The 16,003-nt window shown below is 66.1% G+C and carries 18 protein-coding genes and 1 pseudogene; 10 read left to right on the forward strand and 9 right to left on the reverse strand.

The genetic code is table 11. The features are described from left to right. Nucleotides 1–15: 15 nt before the first annotated feature. A complete protein-coding gene (locus CXQ91_RS08575; RefSeq protein WP_104173503.1) occupies nucleotides 16–528 on the reverse strand; it encodes a glyoxalase/bleomycin resistance/extradiol dioxygenase family protein in 513 nt (170 codons plus the stop codon). A 73-nt stretch (nucleotides 529–601) separates the two neighbouring features. Between CXQ91_RS08575 and CXQ91_RS08580 the strand changes: the two genes are divergently transcribed. Further along, on the forward strand, nucleotides 602–1,414 hold the full coding sequence (locus tag CXQ91_RS08580) for an AraC family transcriptional regulator (protein ID WP_104173504.1): 813 nt from the start codon (nucleotides 602–604) through the stop codon (nucleotides 1,412–1,414). Nucleotides 1,415–1,447: 33 nt separating this feature from the next. Continuing rightward, a complete protein-coding gene (locus tag CXQ91_RS08585; RefSeq protein WP_104173505.1) occupies nucleotides 1,448–1,912 on the forward strand; it encodes a phage tail protein in 465 nt (154 codons plus the stop codon). A 16-nt stretch (nucleotides 1,913–1,928) separates the two neighbouring features. On the opposite strand, the gene CXQ91_RS08590 is transcribed toward CXQ91_RS08585, so the two are convergent. Continuing rightward, on the reverse strand, nucleotides 1,929–2,273 hold the full coding sequence (locus CXQ91_RS08590) for a TfoX/Sxy family protein (protein WP_104173506.1): 345 nt from the start codon (nucleotides 2,271–2,273) through the stop codon (nucleotides 1,929–1,931). 107 nt (nucleotides 2,274–2,380) lie between these two features. On the opposite strand from CXQ91_RS08590, the gene CXQ91_RS08595 reads away from it, so the two are divergent. The 3 genes and pseudogenes from CXQ91_RS08595 (at nucleotide 2,381) to CXQ91_RS08605 (ending at nucleotide 5,594) form a co-directional block, all read left to right on the forward strand. Next, nucleotides 2,381–3,238, forward strand: coding sequence for a PhzF family phenazine biosynthesis protein (locus tag CXQ91_RS08595; RefSeq protein WP_104173507.1), 858 nt, complete (start codon nucleotides 2,381–2,383; stop codon nucleotides 3,236–3,238). Then, nucleotides 3,235–4,167 (forward strand): annotated as a pseudogene (locus CXQ91_RS08600) (SAM-dependent methyltransferase). Before CXQ91_RS08595 ends, CXQ91_RS08600 begins: the two are co-directional and overlap by 4 nt. 140 nt (nucleotides 4,168–4,307) lie before the next feature. Further along, complete coding sequence (locus CXQ91_RS08605) at nucleotides 4,308–5,594, forward strand: MFS transporter (protein WP_374953641.1); 1,287 nt, start codon at nucleotides 4,308–4,310, stop codon at nucleotides 5,592–5,594. A gap of 98 nt (nucleotides 5,595–5,692) precedes the next feature. On the opposite strand, the gene CXQ91_RS08610 is transcribed toward CXQ91_RS08605, so the two are convergent. From CXQ91_RS08610 to CXQ91_RS08630, 5 genes are all read right to left on the reverse strand, one after another. Beyond that, complete coding sequence (locus tag CXQ91_RS08610; RefSeq protein ID WP_104173508.1) at nucleotides 5,693–6,109, reverse strand: ester cyclase; 417 nt, start codon at nucleotides 6,107–6,109, stop codon at nucleotides 5,693–5,695. A gap of 79 nt (nucleotides 6,110–6,188) precedes the next feature. Then, a complete protein-coding gene (locus CXQ91_RS08615; protein ID WP_104173509.1) occupies nucleotides 6,189–7,061 on the reverse strand; it encodes a DUF2182 domain-containing protein in 873 nt (290 codons plus the stop codon). A gap of 13 nt (nucleotides 7,062–7,074) precedes the next feature. Continuing rightward, nucleotides 7,075–7,692 (reverse strand): DUF1326 domain-containing protein, encoded by a 618-nt coding sequence (locus CXQ91_RS08620; RefSeq protein ID WP_104173510.1) that lies wholly within the window; start codon nucleotides 7,690–7,692, stop codon nucleotides 7,075–7,077. 186 nt (nucleotides 7,693–7,878) lie between these two features. Then, a complete protein-coding gene (locus CXQ91_RS08625; RefSeq protein WP_104173673.1) occupies nucleotides 7,879–9,237 on the reverse strand; it encodes an MFS transporter in 1,359 nt (452 codons plus the stop codon). A gap of 110 nt (nucleotides 9,238–9,347) precedes the next feature. After that, on the reverse strand, nucleotides 9,348–9,653 hold the full coding sequence (locus CXQ91_RS08630) for a hypothetical protein (protein WP_104173511.1): 306 nt from the start codon (nucleotides 9,651–9,653) through the stop codon (nucleotides 9,348–9,350). Nucleotides 9,654–9,809: 156 nt separating this feature from the next. Here CXQ91_RS08630 and CXQ91_RS08635 point away from each other — a divergent pair, with 156 nt between their 5' ends. Continuing rightward, nucleotides 9,810–11,453: a glycosyl hydrolase 53 family protein gene (locus CXQ91_RS08635; RefSeq protein WP_104173512.1), complete on the forward strand. Its 1,644-nt coding sequence runs from the start codon at nucleotides 9,810–9,812 to the stop codon at nucleotides 11,451–11,453. 51 nt (nucleotides 11,454–11,504) lie between these two features. On the opposite strand, the gene CXQ91_RS08640 is transcribed toward CXQ91_RS08635, so the two are convergent. Then, nucleotides 11,505–11,840 (reverse strand): cupin domain-containing protein, encoded by a 336-nt coding sequence (locus CXQ91_RS08640; RefSeq protein WP_104173513.1) that lies wholly within the window; start codon nucleotides 11,838–11,840, stop codon nucleotides 11,505–11,507. A gap of 185 nt (nucleotides 11,841–12,025) precedes the next feature. On the opposite strand from CXQ91_RS08640, the gene ctaD reads away from it, so the two are divergent. The 4 genes from ctaD (at nucleotide 12,026) to CXQ91_RS08660 (ending at nucleotide 15,029) form a co-directional block, all read left to right on the forward strand. Beyond that, the gene (ctaD, locus tag CXQ91_RS08645; protein WP_104173674.1) at nucleotides 12,026–13,780 is read left to right on the forward strand and encodes a cytochrome c oxidase subunit I; all 1,755 of its coding nucleotides are present in this window, start codon (nucleotides 12,026–12,028) and stop codon (nucleotides 13,778–13,780) included. Between the two features lie 152 nt (nucleotides 13,781–13,932). Then, entirely contained in the window at nucleotides 13,933–14,433 is a 501-nt protein-coding gene (locus CXQ91_RS08650) for a DUF2975 domain-containing protein (RefSeq protein WP_104173514.1), read from the forward strand. Further along, entirely contained in the window at nucleotides 14,433–14,702 is a 270-nt protein-coding gene (locus CXQ91_RS08655) for a helix-turn-helix transcriptional regulator (protein WP_104173515.1), read from the forward strand. Before CXQ91_RS08650 ends, CXQ91_RS08655 begins: the two co-directional genes overlap by 1 nt. Before the next feature lie 3 nt (nucleotides 14,703–14,705). Then, complete coding sequence (locus CXQ91_RS08660) at nucleotides 14,706–15,029, forward strand: hypothetical protein (protein WP_104173516.1); 324 nt, start codon at nucleotides 14,706–14,708, stop codon at nucleotides 15,027–15,029. 5 nt (nucleotides 15,030–15,034) lie between these two features. On the opposite strand, the gene CXQ91_RS08665 is transcribed toward CXQ91_RS08660, so the two are convergent. After that, nucleotides 15,035–15,892 carry an alpha/beta fold hydrolase gene (locus tag CXQ91_RS08665; protein ID WP_104173517.1) on the reverse strand — a complete coding sequence of 286 codons (858 nt, stop codon included), beginning with the start codon at nucleotides 15,890–15,892 and terminating at the stop codon, nucleotides 15,035–15,037. Nucleotides 15,893–16,003: the final 111 nt, after the last annotated feature.

Genomic DNA, 16,003 nt, shown 5'->3' on the forward strand with positions numbered 1-16,003 from the left:
AGGTGCTGCGTGGGTTCAGCCTTGCTTGGCGGCCCAGTCGGCGACGCGCTGCGTGCTTTCCTCTTCGGAGAGGTCTTCGACGCGGGTCATGATGGACCAGCGCACACCGTACGGGTCCCGGATGCTGGCGAACCGGTCTCCTGAGACAAAGGTGGACAGCGGCTCCCGAAGGGTGGCCCCTGCACGCTCGGCGCGCGCCACGAGGGCGTCCGCATCGGCGCAGTAGAAGCCGACGGAGTAGCAGTCATCATCGCCGTTCGGCGCGGGGACCAGGTGGTAGTCGGGGTTGGGCTCGCCAATTTGGAGCCGCCCCTGACCGAAGTCCAGTTCGGCGTGGACCACGATTCCGCCGATCTCGGTGGCATTCACGGTGCGCGCCCCAAACACGTCCTGGTAGAAGGTGATGGCCTCCTTGGCCGAGGGGATCGCCAGGAACGGAGTGAGGCTCGTGAAGCCGTGCGGGATACCGGATGTTGTGTGCTTGCCGTCGGCGGCCGCGGTCAGTTCAGTGCTTGTAGTATCAGTCATAAATCTCACGGTACGCAGCGGTCCGCCCAGCGGCTTGGAGAATTGCGACAGCCTGGACAAGGAGTGGCCTCCGATGGTGGATTCGTTCAAGGGAATCCTCTACCCGGCCCGGCTTCCCACGTTTCACCGCGTGCCCGCACCTGAGGCCGTCACGGACCTGGTGCAGTGGTTTTGGATCCCCGAATGGGACATCGAACCGGGGCACACGTCACGCCAGCACGTCATCGCGTTCCCGGCGTCCAACCTGGTGGTCCAGAAGGATCTCGTTGAGTTGGCCGGCCCAACAACCCGCCGGTCACACCGCGACCTCACGGGCCGGGGCTGGGCGGTGGGGGCCCTGCTGCGTCCCGCGCTCGTGCCGCGTTTCACGGATGATCCGGGGAGCCTGCGGGATGCCCAGCTGCCGCTACTGCTCGCGGATCTGCAGGCCTCCGTGTCGGCGGCGATGAGCGGAACCGATCCACTGGAACGCCGGGAACGCGCGGTGGAGGCTTTCACCGACTGGCTGGTCTTGGAGAGCCCAGAGGTGTCCGAGGAAGGCCTTCTTGCCAACGCGATGATGGATCTCGTCGGAACATGCACCGACGTGACCCGCCTTGAAGACGTCGCGGCGCGTCTGTTCGTTTCGCCGAGGACCCTTCAACGGGTGGCGAAGAAGTACATCGGCCTCAGCCCGTCCGCGCTCATCCGAAGGCGCCGGCTGCAGGAGGCCGCTGACCGGTCCCGGACCGACCCGGCAGCAGACCTCGCGGCGATAGCTGCCGAGCTCGGCTACACCGATCACGCCCACCTGACGAACGACTTCCAAAAGACCCTCGGCTTCACGCCGAGCTCGTACCGGCGGTCCGTCGTCCAGGACCGGGCCGGTGGCACGTCGCCGCGTTAGCATGGTCCCGACACGTCCCTACCAGGAGGCCACATGCCGTACACCGTTGACTTCGAGAACGTTTCCACTGTCGGCCTGGAATCGTCTCCGGCCGCCGAAACCCTCGCCGGGTTGCGCGCCAACGAGGCCCGCTATTACCGGAACAAGTACCACCACGTCTTCTCAGTGAGTCCTGCAAGCGAGGTTCCGGAGGTGGTGGACCGGGTGAGCCGGATCCTCCGGGACGAGCGTGACATCGTCATCGGATCCCGCCCGCTGGAAGCCACCGCCTTCGAAGTCGACGGCTTGCGGATGGCCTACGTTTTCTACGAGTCGGGGCTGTCGGTCAACGTCATGTACAGCATCGACGACGGCGGGAAGCGGGCGGTCGGGTTCAGACTCGCCGACGGCATGGAAATTCCGGAGGAACTGGCGCCGCGATTCAAGTTCGCCCGTCAAAAATCGAAGCTTGCGGGCGTTATTCGCGGCTCCTACTTCGTGATCAAGGGCGAGTACTGACCAGGCACCGGTCGGGTTATCCAGGGCTGGAATGCTGCGCAGTCCGGACGAAGTCCAGGGCTTCACGGGCCAGGGCCAGCCATGACTCCTCGTCGTCGGCCGTGACGGTGAGCCACTCCTTCATCGCACGGCCCTTGCCGGCGTCGAACGGTGCACCGGCCCCGGACCCGATCAGCGCGGTGACACGATCATGTGGCAGCTTCACAACAAGCCTGCCTCCGGCGAGCATCGCAAAAATCGAGCCGTTGACCTTCAATGCGGACGATCCGAACCCGCGGCGTCCCGGTTCACCCGGAACCGCGACCCCTGGACTGGCCCGGAATTCGTCGACCAGCGCGTTGAAACGCTCCTCAGGAAGCATGGAATCATCGTCCCGCCCCGGACTTCGGCGAACAACCCCCTGACCGGGCCCGCCGTGTCGGGGCAATGGCGACGGGCATGAGCCGGACGCCGTGCGAGGATACCGGAATGGAAATGACCTCCGAAGTATTGCGTTATGCCGCCTTCACCACCACCCCCGAGGGGGGAAACCCGGCGGGAGTAGTCCTGGACGCAACCCGGCTCGACGACGCCCGGATGCAGGCCATCGCAGCCGACATCGGATATGCGGAAACGGTCTTCGTCACCGAAGCGAGGGTTGACGGCGACTTCCGCCGAAACCGCGTCCGGTACTTCTCCCCGATTGCCGAGGTGCCGTTTTGCGGCCATGCCACGATTGCTTTGGCCGTCGCACTGTCAGGGCGTGATGGTACAGGGACCTTTGTCTTCGACACGGCCGTGGGACCTGTCGCGATCGAGACTGCAGGCCAGGGTGCAGCGGCGACGGCGTGCTTCACAAGCGTTGAGCCGCGGGTGGCCGAGTTCCCCGACGGTGTTCTGGCCACCCTGCTCGGGTTGCTCGGCGCGGACCGGGGCGACCTGCACCCTGAGTACCCTCCGATGATCGCTTTTGCCGGAAACTGGCATCCCATTCTCGTCTTCGCGGAACGAAGGACCTTTGACTCATTCGTTTTCGACCCGGACTCCATGCGCACGCTGATGGATGCCCAGAACTGGGCCGGCACCGTCACGACGCTCTGCGAGATTGGACCGGGCGTGTACGACTCGCGCAACCTCTTCCCGGTTGGCACCATCACTGAAGATCCGGCGACCGGTTCGGCAGCCGCTGCCTTCGGCGGATACCTCCGCTTGCTTTCACTCGTGGAGCCGCCGAGCCGCGTAGTTGTCCACCAAGGCAGCCATGTGGGCCGCCCGAGCGTGCTCACAGTCGATACTCCTCCGTCCGGCGGGATTGCGGTAAGCGGTGAAGCAGTCGCGATCTCATGACGGAACTTGAGGACCACGGGCTGCCGTTGACCGCCCTTGCCGTGGCAGCGGGCCGTGCCGTCGAGACATCCCGGTCCGCCCCGCTAATCGCGGATCCGTTCGCCGCCGCCCTGGTGGAGGCCGCCCGATCCCACGTGGACCTGCCCACGGCATAGCCCGCCAACCCGGAAGACGCCCCTCCGTTTCAGCAGCCGCTCCTGCTCGCGTCGATCTACCTCGGGATGCGGACCCGGTTCATCGACGACTTCCTGGCGTCGGACCCGCAGACCGCCCAGACCGTGATCCTCGGCGCAGGGCTGGACACCCGCGCCTACCGGCTCCCGTGGCCGGACGGGGCCACGGTCATCGAAATCGACCACGCCAACGTCCTGGAGTTCAAGGCGTCCGTAATGACGGGCCTGTCCGTCGAGCCGGCATGCGAACTGATCACTGTGGCCACGGACCTGTCCCGGCCGTGGCGCGAGCCGCTCCTGGCGGCCGGCTTTGATCCGAAGCAGCCCACCACGTGGGTCCTCGAAGGCCTGCTGCCGTACCTCGATGCCGCCGCCCAGTTGGCGGTGCTGGCGGAGGTGGCGGCATTGTCGGCGTCGGGATCCCGGGTGGTGATTGAGCGGGCGGTGGCCTTGCCCAAGACTGACAACCTGGAGGCAAAGCTGCACGACTTCAGCCTCCAGACGGGGCTTTCCATGAGCGAACTGCTGGCGCGGGCCGATCCGCCTGACCCGGTGGAGCTGCTCGAATCGGACTGCTGGCGCTGCAGCGAACACAGCGTCCCCGAGCTGTGTTCGCTGTATGGCCGCAACCTGTCGCTGACTGAATCCACCGAGGCTGACGTCGCGGAAACCGCCGCGCCCGGACCGGAGCAGACGGGCGATTCCGGCACGTCCGGCCGGTCGCGCGGCGGCTTCGTCACCGCTTGGAGGGCGTGAGACGGTAGCGTCAGGGCGAGTCCGTGAAGGTGGGTCTGACAGACCCTGCCTCGGGCCAAATAAATCAGGTAATTTGAGTGAAGGACACCGGCAACCGGCGCCGCGCTCCTTCCCCACTCCCTGAAAAGGACTCCTCACCCGTGTCTCCCGCGACCTCCGTTTCCGCACGCGACCGTATGCCCTTCGGCGCGCTGCTGGTGCTGTCGATGATCGGCTTCACCGCCATCACCACCGAACTGTTGCCCTCCGGCCTGCTCCCCCAGATCAGCGCCGGCCTCAACGTGTCCGAGCCCGTGGCCGGCTACCTCACCGCCGGGTACGCAGCCGTCATCGTGGCCACGGTGATCCCGGCCGCCATGCTGCTGTCCCGCATCCCCCGGCACATCCTCCTGGTGTCGCTGGTCCTGACCTTCGCCATCAGCAACGCCCTGGTGGGCCTGGTGTCCGACTTCGGCGCCGCCCTCGCCGCCAGGCTGGTGGGGGGCATCGCCCACGGCCTGCTCTGGACCGCCATGGCCCCCTTCGTGGCGCGCATTGTTCCGGCCCACAAGGTGGGCAAGGCGATGGCCATCGTGTTCAGCGGCAACAGCCTTGGCCTGGCCATCGGCGCCCCGCTGGGAACCGCCCTGGGCGCGGCGGTCGGCTGGCGGGCGTCCTTCCTCCTGCTGGCGGGCGCCGGCGTCGTGCTCGCGGCGCTGGCCATGTGGCTGCTTCCCGCCGTGCGGAGGATCCCGGACGCCCCGCGGCCGTCGCTGCGCAAGGCGATCGGCCAGCCCGGAGTGAAGCCCGTGGCCATCGCCTGGCCGCTGATGCTGATGGCGCACTTCGCGCTGTTCACCTTCATCGCCCCGTTCCTCCGTGAGGCCGGCCTGCCCGACTACAGCATCACTCTTTCGCTCACCGTCCTGGGATTCTCCGGGCTGGTGGGCATCTGGATCGCCGGCATCACCGTGGACATGCGGCCGCGCCGTTCACTGCTGATCACGACGGCGGTAATCGCAGCCGCGTTCCTCCTCCTGCCGCTGGGCGGCACAACCGTCCCTGGCGCCCTGGTGCTGATGGCGGTCTGGGGAGCGGCCTTCGGCGCGATCGGCATCTACAACCAGTCCGCCATCCTCCGCGCCGGCAAGGAGTACCGGGAAGCCGCCAACGGCCTCACCGTCCTGACCATCCAGCTGGGGATTACCATCGGCGCGCTATACGGCGCGGCCGCCCTCACCACGGCAGGCCCGCTGCTGGTGCCGGTCGCCGCTGCGGTACCTGTCGTCGTCGCCCTCGTGATTATGGTGACCGGGCGCAAGCACGCCTATCCACCGGGGCCGAAAGAGGCGGGCTATGTGGCAGCGGAACAGAAAACAGCGGAGCCGCAAAGGGCTGACACACCCGCAGCCGACGTGGCTGCGGCCGACGTGTCCGCCCCCGCGTAGGGCATAGAGGTGCGGCACCGCCACGGGACGGTGCCGCACGCTGCGCCTCCCGCCGTCGGCTAGGAGCGGCGGCGGGAGACTCTGTTTACCGGATGCCCCTAGGAAGGAATGGCGCCAATCTGCTGCATGAGCCTCATGTTGTCCGTCGTGCCCCAGTGCTCCGCGACCTTGCCATCTACGACGCGGATGATGTCAGTGCCGCCGAATTCAACGGTGTTCCCCGTTGCCGCAATGCCGCCCATCTCGCCGCGATGGGTGCCCGTGAGGATTACGTGGCACGCCTCCATGTCGCCGTCAGCCAGCGACGCCTCGAAGGTCTTGACCTTGATGTCCGGGAACGCAGCCCTGACCGCATTCACGAAGTACCGCACGCCGTCCTTGCCGGGCGGTTGCCCGGGAAGAGCTTCCTCGTGGTCGACGTAGTCGTCGGTCGCCAATTCATCAATGAGGGCGAGATTTCCGCCCTCGATAATCTCTTCGTAAAACCTCTTGATGAGTCCAGCCCCTTCAGCCATTGTCGGCTCCTTTGTTGGATGAGACCTGTCAGAATTCCCCCGTTTCCACGGCCGCCGCGCGTTTGTGCAGGGCGGCCGGTTACATCCCCATGCCGCCCGTCGCCGCGGGTATGAGGGCCACACCGAGTGCAATCACGGCGAGCGCCACCGCAACGGAGCGGTTGGCCAGCCGTTTCCAGGGCAGCATCTTCTCCCCCGCAATGAAGGCCCCGATCAGCGCCATCCAGCCGAGGCTCATCACCCCAAGCGCAAACAGGGCCACCATCAGCGCCCAACAGCAAGCGACGCACCAGGCACCGTGTTCCACGCCCATCACCAGTGCGCCCCGGTACCCGGGCCGCATGCGGTGCAGGATGAAGTCCATGGGCGTCCGGCATTTCATCAGGCTGACGTTCTTGACGGGCGTCAGCTGATAGACGGCAGCCAGCGTGATCACTCCGGCCGCCAGGTATCGTCCGCCCTGATCCGAGGCGAAGAACCCCGGTGCCAGCGACGCGACCGACATGTACAGCGAATAGGCCACCAGCCCGAACGCCGTCCAGGAAATCAGGTAGCCGGCGACGAACACGGCAGTGGATCCGCCGGGCGCATACCGCCCCGTCGTGCGCCGGTGGTGCTGGATCTTGTCATAGGCCACCACCATGGGGGCCACGGAGGGGAACATCATGGCCGCCAGCATCACCACCCACGTGGTGACGAAGAATCCCAGCGGACCCGGGTCCGTCCAGCGGCCCATGTCCATCCCGCTCAGCTGGGTGGACGTGAAGATCCAGCTCATCGCCGCCAGCAGGAGCAGGACAGCGATCAGGCTGGCTTCCCGCGGGTCAATGCGGGGGGCGCTGTGCGCTCTTGCCTGTCCCTGCGCAGCGAGCCCGGAGACGGCAGCACCCGAAATGGCGGCGCGCGCAAAGACGCGCCCGCGGCCCCTCTTAAAAAGCCTCCTGTGATACATCGGCCGGCCGCGCTTAGCCGCGGCCCTTCGGGGCACCCTCGGCCATCTCACTGGCGAAGGTGAAGTCGGACGTCTCGCCGTAGACGCCGTCGAATTCCAGGCCAAACAGGTCCGAGTGGCCCGGTCCCTTTCCGATCCGGAACTCCGGGGCAAAGCCGAACATGGCGTTCTTAACCGTGGTCACGCCGCCGTCGGGCCCTGGCAGCGGCTCGAACGTGACGTCCACGCGGCCGGCCACCGAGCCGGACGGGGTCTCCCCGCCGGAGAAGGTGACGCTGGCCCGCTCCAGTCCCAGCCATTCGCCGTACAGCGCCGCAAGATCGCCAAACGGCCCGCCGGCCTCGCCGCGAAGGATGCTTCCCAGCGCCCCGACCTGCGCCTCCGAAGCCCCGTCGTCGACGACGGCCCCCACCTTCCAGCCGCCTGCGGTCAGATTCGAAGGGAACCAGTTGCAGAACGCGAAGTCGACGCCTGCCAGGTCCGTGTCGTCCATCTTCCCGCTCGCGATGTGGAAGACATTCACGCCGCGGCACTCACCGTTCGGCCCGGTGGGCACGCCGTCCACGGGGCACGGACAGATCAACGAGCACGTGCAGCTGCCAACATATGTTCCCGAAATTTCCCAAGACACAGGACCCTCCTCGCTGGCGCCGTCGCCAAGCAGAAGCGGCCCAGATTCAGCGCCGAGAATACTTAGGAACAGAGCAGAGTGCCCTGTTAAGGCGCACGCTATTCCTGCTCAAATCGCCTGTCAAGATGCCGTTGGTCCCGGCTGCCCGCCGCCGCCACAGGCATGCTCCGCCACGCACCGGACGCGTCATTTCCGCTCCCGCCACAGCAGCGTCACGCCGAACGCGACGCCGCCCAGCACCAGCATGGCGATCACCATCAGGCCCCAGTTGGCCTGGTTCACGCCGCTCCCGTAGAAGATGCCGATCATCACCGTGGCCGTGATGGCGCCCAGGTAGCGGCAGGTTTGGAAGATGCCCGCGGCCACCCCGCGCTCGTGCGGCTGGGTGGAGACGTACATGCCCTGGCTGGAGGCGATGCTCACCACGCTCCACGGAATGCCCATCAGCGCGGTGAGCACCAGCACCAGCGGGAAGGCGAACGAGGCGGTCAGCAGCCACATGGTTCCCGCGGCGGCCACCAGGAACAGCACCCCGGCAATCAGCACCCGCCGCACACCGAAGCGTTCGATCGCGCGGACCGCGAACGGCGTCGCGACCACGGACATCGCTGCCAGCGGCAGCATCAGGAGACCCACGACGCCGGGATCGTAGCCGGCCGCTTCCTGCAGCAGCTGCGGCAGGCCGAAGAATGCGAAGTAATAGATGCCGTTGAACACGGCGAAGCCGAGGTAGACCAGCAGCAGCGGCCGGTTCCTGCCGAGCAGCCGCAGGTCCAGGAACGGCGGGCGGAACTTCAGCTCGCGCCAGACGAACAGGGCCGCCAGCACCGTCCCGCCGGCGAGCAGCCACCAGCGCACGTCCGGCAGCACGTTCAGCAGGGCCATCATGGTGAGCATCAGCGATCCGACGAAGCCCAGGATGCCGGGGATGTCCGAGTCGCGCAGCAGCTCCGCGGCACTCCCGCGCTCGCGTTCCTCGTCCACTGGGGCAAACTTCCAGACGACGAGCAGTGCCGCGAGGGACAGCGGCACATTGATCAGGAACAGCGCCTGCCAGCCCACAAAGCTCACCAGCAGCCCGCCCACCACGGGGCCGACCGCCGCCGCGGACGTGTTGGCCATCTGGATCCGGCCGAGCGGACGGGTGGACTTCACGTTGGCGGTCCGGGCTAGCGCGCCGACGATGACGACGGCGCTCGGGTACGCGGTGGCCGTGCCGAGCGCCATGAATGCCCTGGCGACGCAGAGCAGGGCGAAGTTTGGGGCGAACGGTGCCACCGCGCAGGTTGCCGCCACCAGCACCATCCCGAAGGTGAACAGGCGCCGCGGACCGAAGCGGTCCGCCAGCCGGCCCATCAGCGGCTGACCCGCTGCTGAAGTGAGGTAGAAGGCGGTGATCACCCAGGTGACCGTGGCGACGTCGAGCCCGAAATCCGCGCGCAGCACCACGAGGGCGACGGCGATCATGGACGAGTTCAGCGGGTTCAGCGAAGTGCCCAGGCTGAGGCCGGCCACGGCGAGGGCTGTCCGGGGTTTGTTGCTCACGGAAACAGTCTGTCCCACATCTGCGCGGGAGGCCGAACTTGGTTACGGCCGTGCCTGAGTGGCACCGGCCGCGTCACCACCAGCGGTGGTGGCCACCGGATTCGAAGCGGTCAGCCCGCGGCCTGACCCTCGCGGGCAACCTCCTCCAGAATCCTGGCTGCAGGCGACGCCGTCATCAGTTGCCCTATCACCTCCGGTTTATCCCACACGTCGCTGCGGAGCCGTTCCAGAAAGGCGGTCGCAGCGTCCTTGGTGTCGAAGTCAAGGAGCACGGCCACGCTGTTCTGGTCCTCTGTGTCCCGGAACAGGCGGACAGACCTGGCGCCCGAGGCGGCGCGGCCAGCGGGATCGCTGTCGAATACTTTCTTGAAAGCCTCATAGTCCCGGACCGGATAGCTGATCTGCAGGGTGAACATCCTAGTTCCTTTCCCTCGTGCTGTGTCAGGTCAAAGATAGGCCTTCCTGCGTCATCCCGGTAGGGCTCGACGCTGGCCGTGATCCGCAGCTGTGTCGGGAAGCCCGCCCCCGCAGGGTGAGCGCAGAAAGTTCTCCGTGAACGCTCCCAGCGTTCCATGAAAAAGCACCACAGGGAACTTCACCCCCAGGCGAAGCGGCACCGACGACCAGCGGTGCTGGCGGCGTCGCTCCTTACGGTGCTGGCGCTGCCCGCCGGAATGGCGCCGGCCACTGCGGAGAACCCGGCTGCAGCGGGCGACGGCACCATCATCAACGCCAGCTTCGCTAGTGGGCTGACCGGCTGGAAAGTCACCGGGAAGCCGGCCTCCACAACAACAGAGGCGGACGCCGGAAATGCCCAACTCAGCCAGCGCCTCGACGCCGACGGCACCGTCACCGCACGCCAGAAAACCGGAAGCCTGGCCGAGGACTGGTGGACGGTTTCCGCCCGCGTAAAGGCCGAAGGAACCCTCGGTGCCTCACGGATCGGCCTCAAGAACTGTGGCGTCGACGGCGAAACCGTCCTGCAGTCCACCGCGCAGGACGGCGCCTGGCTGCAGATCTCGGCCGACGCCTACGTCACGAAGAGCGCCTGCGAGATCGTGATCGAAACCCGTGGCACAGCCGGTGACTGGGCCATCGTCGACGACGTCACGCTCACGCCGGGCTCGGTCCAGCGGGCCGTCCGCGGCGCCGACCTTTCCAACCTGGCCAAGAATGAGGACAAGGGCGCTGTCTACTTCGACGCCCGGGGCAAGCCGGTGGATGCCGTCGAAGCCTTCGCCGACGCCGGCGCCAACCTGGTGCGGCTCAAGGTGTGGGTCAACCCGGCTGATGGCTACAACACCACCAACGAAGTGGCGGCCACGGCCAAGCGCGCCAAGGCCGCCGGCATGAAGGTCCTTGTTGACTTCCACTACAGCGACCGCTGGACCGACCCCGGCGCCCAGGGAATACCGGCAGCCTGGGCCGGCCTGAGCCCGCAGGAAACGGCGGATGCCGAGTATACCCATACCTCCGAGGTGCTGACCGCGCTGAAGGACGCCGGCGCGACGGCGGACTCCGTCCAGGTGGGCAACGAGATCAACCCGGGCATGCTGTGGCCCCTTGGCCAGACCTGGGACGTGAACCCCGCGGATGACGTCACGGGAGCGCAGTGGGACAACCTCGCACTGTTTCTCTCCGCCGGCTCGCGTGCTGCGAAGGACGTCAGCGCCGGGACAGATGTCATCCTGCACCTGACCAACATCAACAACGGCATCGGCGGCCTCACCTGGTGGTTCGACGAGGTGACAAAGCGGGACGTCCGGTTCGACACCATCGGCCTGTCCTACTACGGCTACTGGCACGGTTCCATGGCAGATCTGCAAAATGCCATCACCGCGCTGTCAGCCCGCTACGACCGCGACGTAGTCGTCGTCGAAAACTCCTACCCGTTCACCCTCGACGACGACACGGTTGACCCCTGGGAAAACGTGATTAGAAGCCAGAGCCAGCTGGTTCCCGGCTACCCGGCAACCCCGGAAGGACAGGCTGCCAACTTCCGGGCCGTGCAGGACGTGGTGGCCTCCGCACCCGGCGGCCGGGGCATCGGCGTGGTCTCCTGGGAGCCCGCCTGGACGGCGGTTCCGGGCAATGGCTGGGATCCCGCCGATCCCACCACGGGCAACGCGTGGGAGAACCAGGCCATGTTCGACTTCGACGGCCGGGCGCTTCCTGTTCTGCAGGAATTCGCACCCGACCCGGACGTCAGGCGGTAGTCCGGTATTTCGCCGGAGCCGCATCTGCCTGGGCAACAGGCAGGTGCGGTTCTACTTCGCAGCCTTTGCCACGGTGAACAGGAACGTCGAGTCCTCTTCCGCTTCCAGGCTGTGCAGTCCCTCCGGAACGATCAGCAGGTCACCGGGCTTGCCGTCCCAGGAGTCTTCGCCGGCCCGCAGCCGGAGACTCCCTTGAAGGACAAAGACTGTGGCGTCACCAGGATTCTGGTGCTCGCTCAACTGCGTGCCGGCCTTGAGCGCCATGACCGTCTGGCGAAGCACCTTCTCATGCCCGCCATAGACGGTGTCGGCAGCCCGCCCGTTGCTCGCTGCAAGGGCCGCGGCAAGCTGCTGCCGGGCCAGGGCGTCGATCGAAATTTTCTGCATGAGGCCACGGTACTCAAACGGGGCTTCGGGCGATATAGGCCGGTGGACCTGCCAAGCAGAAGCGCGCGAAAAACGTATGTCCCGTCGGTTGCGGCCGGGCCAGCACAACCTCTGGACAGCACGTCCCGCCGTCAGTAAATTCGAAGGATAGATCCCACTGGATGTACGACGGGAAAGAGCCGGTCATGGCCACTTATGATTACGCCTCCGGAACTGCGGCGCCTACCGACTACGCCCAGGTGGTGCCGAAGCGCAAGGGACGCATCGTCGTCAATTGGATCACCACAACGGACCATAAAACGATCGGCTATCTGTACCTGATCGCGTCCTTCGTGTTCTTCTGCTTCGGCGGCGTCATGGCGCTGCTGATCCGCGCCGAGCTCTTCGAACCGGGCATGCAGATCCTGCAGACCAAGGAGCAGTACAACCAGCTGTTCACCATGCACGGCACGGTGATGCTGCTGATGTTTGCCACCCCGCTGTTCGCGGGCTTTGCCAACGTCATCATGCCGCTGCAGATCGGCGCCCCCGACGTCGCCTTCCCGCGACTGAACGCGCTGGCCTTCTGGTTCTTCCTGTTCGGCTCCACGATCGCCGTCTCCGGCTTCATCACCCCGCAGGGTGCCGCCGCTTTCGGGTGGTTTGCGTATGCGCCGCTGAATAACACGACGTTCACGCCCGGCGTGGGCGGTGACCTGTGGGTCTTCGGCCTTGCGCTGTCCGGCTTCGGCACCATCCTCGGTGCCGTTAACTTCATCACCACCATCATCTGCATGCGCGCCCCGGGCATGACCATGTGGCGCATGCCGATCTTCACCTGGAACACGCTGGTTACCGCCATCCTGGTGATCATGGCCTTCCCGCCGCTGGCAGCAGCGCTGTTCGCCCTCGGTGCCGACCGCAAGTTTGGTGCGCACATCTACGATCCTGAGAACGGCGGCGCCGTCCTCTGGCAGCACCTCTTCTGGTTCTTCGGCCACCCCGAGGTGTACATCATCGCGCTGCCGTTCTTCGGCATCGTCTCGGAGATCTTCCCGGTCTTCAGCCGCAAGCCGATCTTCGGCTACAAGGGCCTCGTCTACGCGACCATCTCAATCGCCGCGCTGTCCGTGACCGTGTGGGCGCACCACATGTACGTGACCGGCTCGGTCATGCTGCCGTTCTTCGCCTTTATGACGATGCTGATAGCGGTCCCGACCGGTGTGAAGTTCTTCAACTGGATCGGCACCATGTGGGGCGGCTCGCTCACCTTTGAGACACCCATGCTGTGGAGCATCGGCTTCCTCGCAACGTTCCTCTTCGGCGGCCTGACCGGCATCATCCTGTCCTCCCCGCCGCTGGACTTCCACGTCTCGGACTCCTACTTCGTGGTGGCCCACTTCCACTACGTGGTGTTTGGCACCGTGGTGTTCGCCATGTTCGCCGGCTTCTATTTCTGGTGGCCGAAGTGGACCGGCAAGATGCTCAACGAGCGCCTCGGCAAGATCCACTTCTGGATGCTGTTCCTTGGATTCCACGGAACCTTCCTGATCCAGCACTGGCTGGGTGTCGAGGGCATGCCCCGCCGGTACGCCGACTACATGCCGCAGGACAACTTCGCCTGGATGAACCAGTTCTCCACCATCAGTTCTTACCTTCTCGGCGCCTCGCTGATCCCGTTCTTCTGGAACGTCTACATCACCTGGCGCAGCCGCGAAAAGGTTGAGGTGGACGATCCCTGGGGCTTTGGTGCATCGCTGGAGTGGGCAACGTCCTGCCCGCCGCCGCGCCACAACTTCACGTCGCTGCCGCGCATCCGCTCGGAGCGCCCGGCCCTGGACCTCCACCACCCGGAGCTTCGGGTGCGTGAACACGAGACCACACATTCGCCGGCCGCAGACGTCCTCGGTGCGGCAGATATCGGCGAGAAGGACGTGCGGAATCCGAATCCGGACGAGTAAGCGCAAGACCAAACGCTTTCATCCCTAGTGCTGCCCTTCAGCGCTGCTCCGCGGCTGCGCCTTCCTGCGCTTTCCCTTGCCGCCTTTGCCACTTGTTCAACCTGTCGTTTATCGATAGAATTTCACTGATAAACGACATATAAGGAGACCTGATGGGAAAGCTGACCGTCCTCGCGCTGCGGATAGTCCTCGCGTTGGCACTCGCTGGCTCAGTGTTCGTGCAGGCGGTGATGGTGCCGTTGCTCGCCCGCGACCTGAATGAGGATTTCAGCCCGGACATCGCCGCCGTTAGCACCCCGGTCATCATGATCGTTCTGCTGGGCATCGTGACCGTCCAGGTGACGATGGTCTGCGTCTGGCGCCTGCTGACGATGGTGCGGCGCGGCACCGTGTTCTCCCACGCGGCGTTCCGCTACGTGGACGTGGTGACCGGCGCCGTCGCGGCGGCTTCCCTGCTCACTTTCGGGCTCGGCGTCGTCCTCGCTCCGGGCGAAAGCGTGGCCCCCGGCGTCGTCCTCCTCATCGGCGGGGCGGGCGTACTGGTCGCCGGCGTGGCCCTCGTCGTCGTCGTCCTGCGCAAACTGCTGGCGCAGGCAGTGGCCCGCGACGGCGAAGCCAAACACCTGCAGGACGAACTGGACGAGGTGATCTGATGCCGATCATCGTGGACATTGACGTGATGCTCGCCAAGCGCAAGATGCCCGTGGGCACGCTCGCGGACCGCGTGGGGATCACCCCCGCCAACCTGGCGGTGCTCAAGAACGGCCGGGCCAAAGCGGTGCGCTTCACCACGCTCGAGGCTCTGTGCGAGGTGCTCGGGTGCCAGCCCGGGGACCTGCTGCGGTGGGAACCCGGAGATGCGGAAGACCTGGCGTCCATGGCCGTGGACGACGGACAGAAGCCCGTTTCGCGAGATAATTGAGTTATGGCCGACCAGGATCAGGACAGGGACCTCTGGGACGAGTTCGACAGTCTCAAGCCCGGAGCCCCCGACCGCGTCGAGGGCTACCCCGGAGGTGAGCCTTTGGGCTTTGGCTTCCGAACGGGAGTCCGCAGCGCAAGGGTGGCCCTCGGCTTCGCCGTGTACACCCTGGTTCTCGGAAGCGTGCTGGTCCTTGTGGGCGCCGTCTTTTTCGTCAGCCAGGGCGAATGGCTGATGCTCGCGCTAATGGTGCTGATCGAGGCCGTTTTCCTCTACGCCTTCACCCGGCTGGTGAAGCAGGCCCGCAACCGGCGCTCCGCCCGCTAGTTCACCTACTTCGCCCACCCCACCTTCCGGAGCCAGCCTGCCAGGATGGGCAGCACCACTGCACTGTTCATCGCCCCCAGGTGGTCCAGGCCCGGAAGTACCTCGACGTCCCATCCGGCCTTGAGGAGTGCCTCCTTGTGCGCGGCGAGGGGGTCACCGATCCGCACCTGCACGCCACCCCACTTGGGTCCGTAGTCGATCCGGTCCTCGGCACCGGCGAAGGCGAGCCGCGCCAAGCCAGGCGGCAGCACGGCGGCAAAATCATCGAAGTCCTGGAGGGCTTCGTAGAGGGTCATGAATTGGCGGGTTTGCGCCTCACTGGTCTGGATGGCCGCCGAATCCCAGTCACCCGGCTCGACTACAGGCGCCGGCGTGTCAGGATCTGCAGGCCGGGCTGACGCCGCATGCGCCGCCCGGGTCACCGACAGCATGCTCTGGTACGGCCCGTCGAGGGGCGGGAATCCGCCCATGGCGAGCGCCCGGACACGGTCGGTGCGGATCGCGAGCTGCAGGCCACTCAATGCCAGCCAGGAATAGCCGTAATACGCGAAGCCGTCGGCACTAGCGGCATCAGCAATGGCCAGGAAATCGGCAGCCACATTCTCCGGCGTGAGTGTGTCCGGCGCCGGGTGGGCCATCCGGTGGCCTTCGTAGTCCGCCACGATCACCCGGTTCGAGCTTTCCAGCCCCTTCACCAGGTTGGGCCCGAGGTCCGGGTCGCCGCCCCACTGCCGCAGCGTTTCGGCTTCCGCCGGCGTGTGCACCGCGAGGCTTGCCGGCAACAGGAGCGGCGGTCCGTCTCCGTGGATCGAGACGGCGATGGTCGATCCATCGTGCAGGACGGCGTCAGCACTTTCAGCCATGGCTTCATACCTCGGTGTGAGGCAAACGTGGACGTCTCAAGCATGCCACCGAGCTGCCCCAGACTGGCGGCAGGCGTGACGGCGGCTTTTTCGGGCACACAGGGCGGAAAA

Origin of the sequence: Arthrobacter sp. Y81 (assembly GCF_002929335.1) — a bacterium.
In the GTDB taxonomy this organism is placed as follows: Bacteria; Actinomycetota; Actinomycetes; order Actinomycetales; family Micrococcaceae; genus Arthrobacter.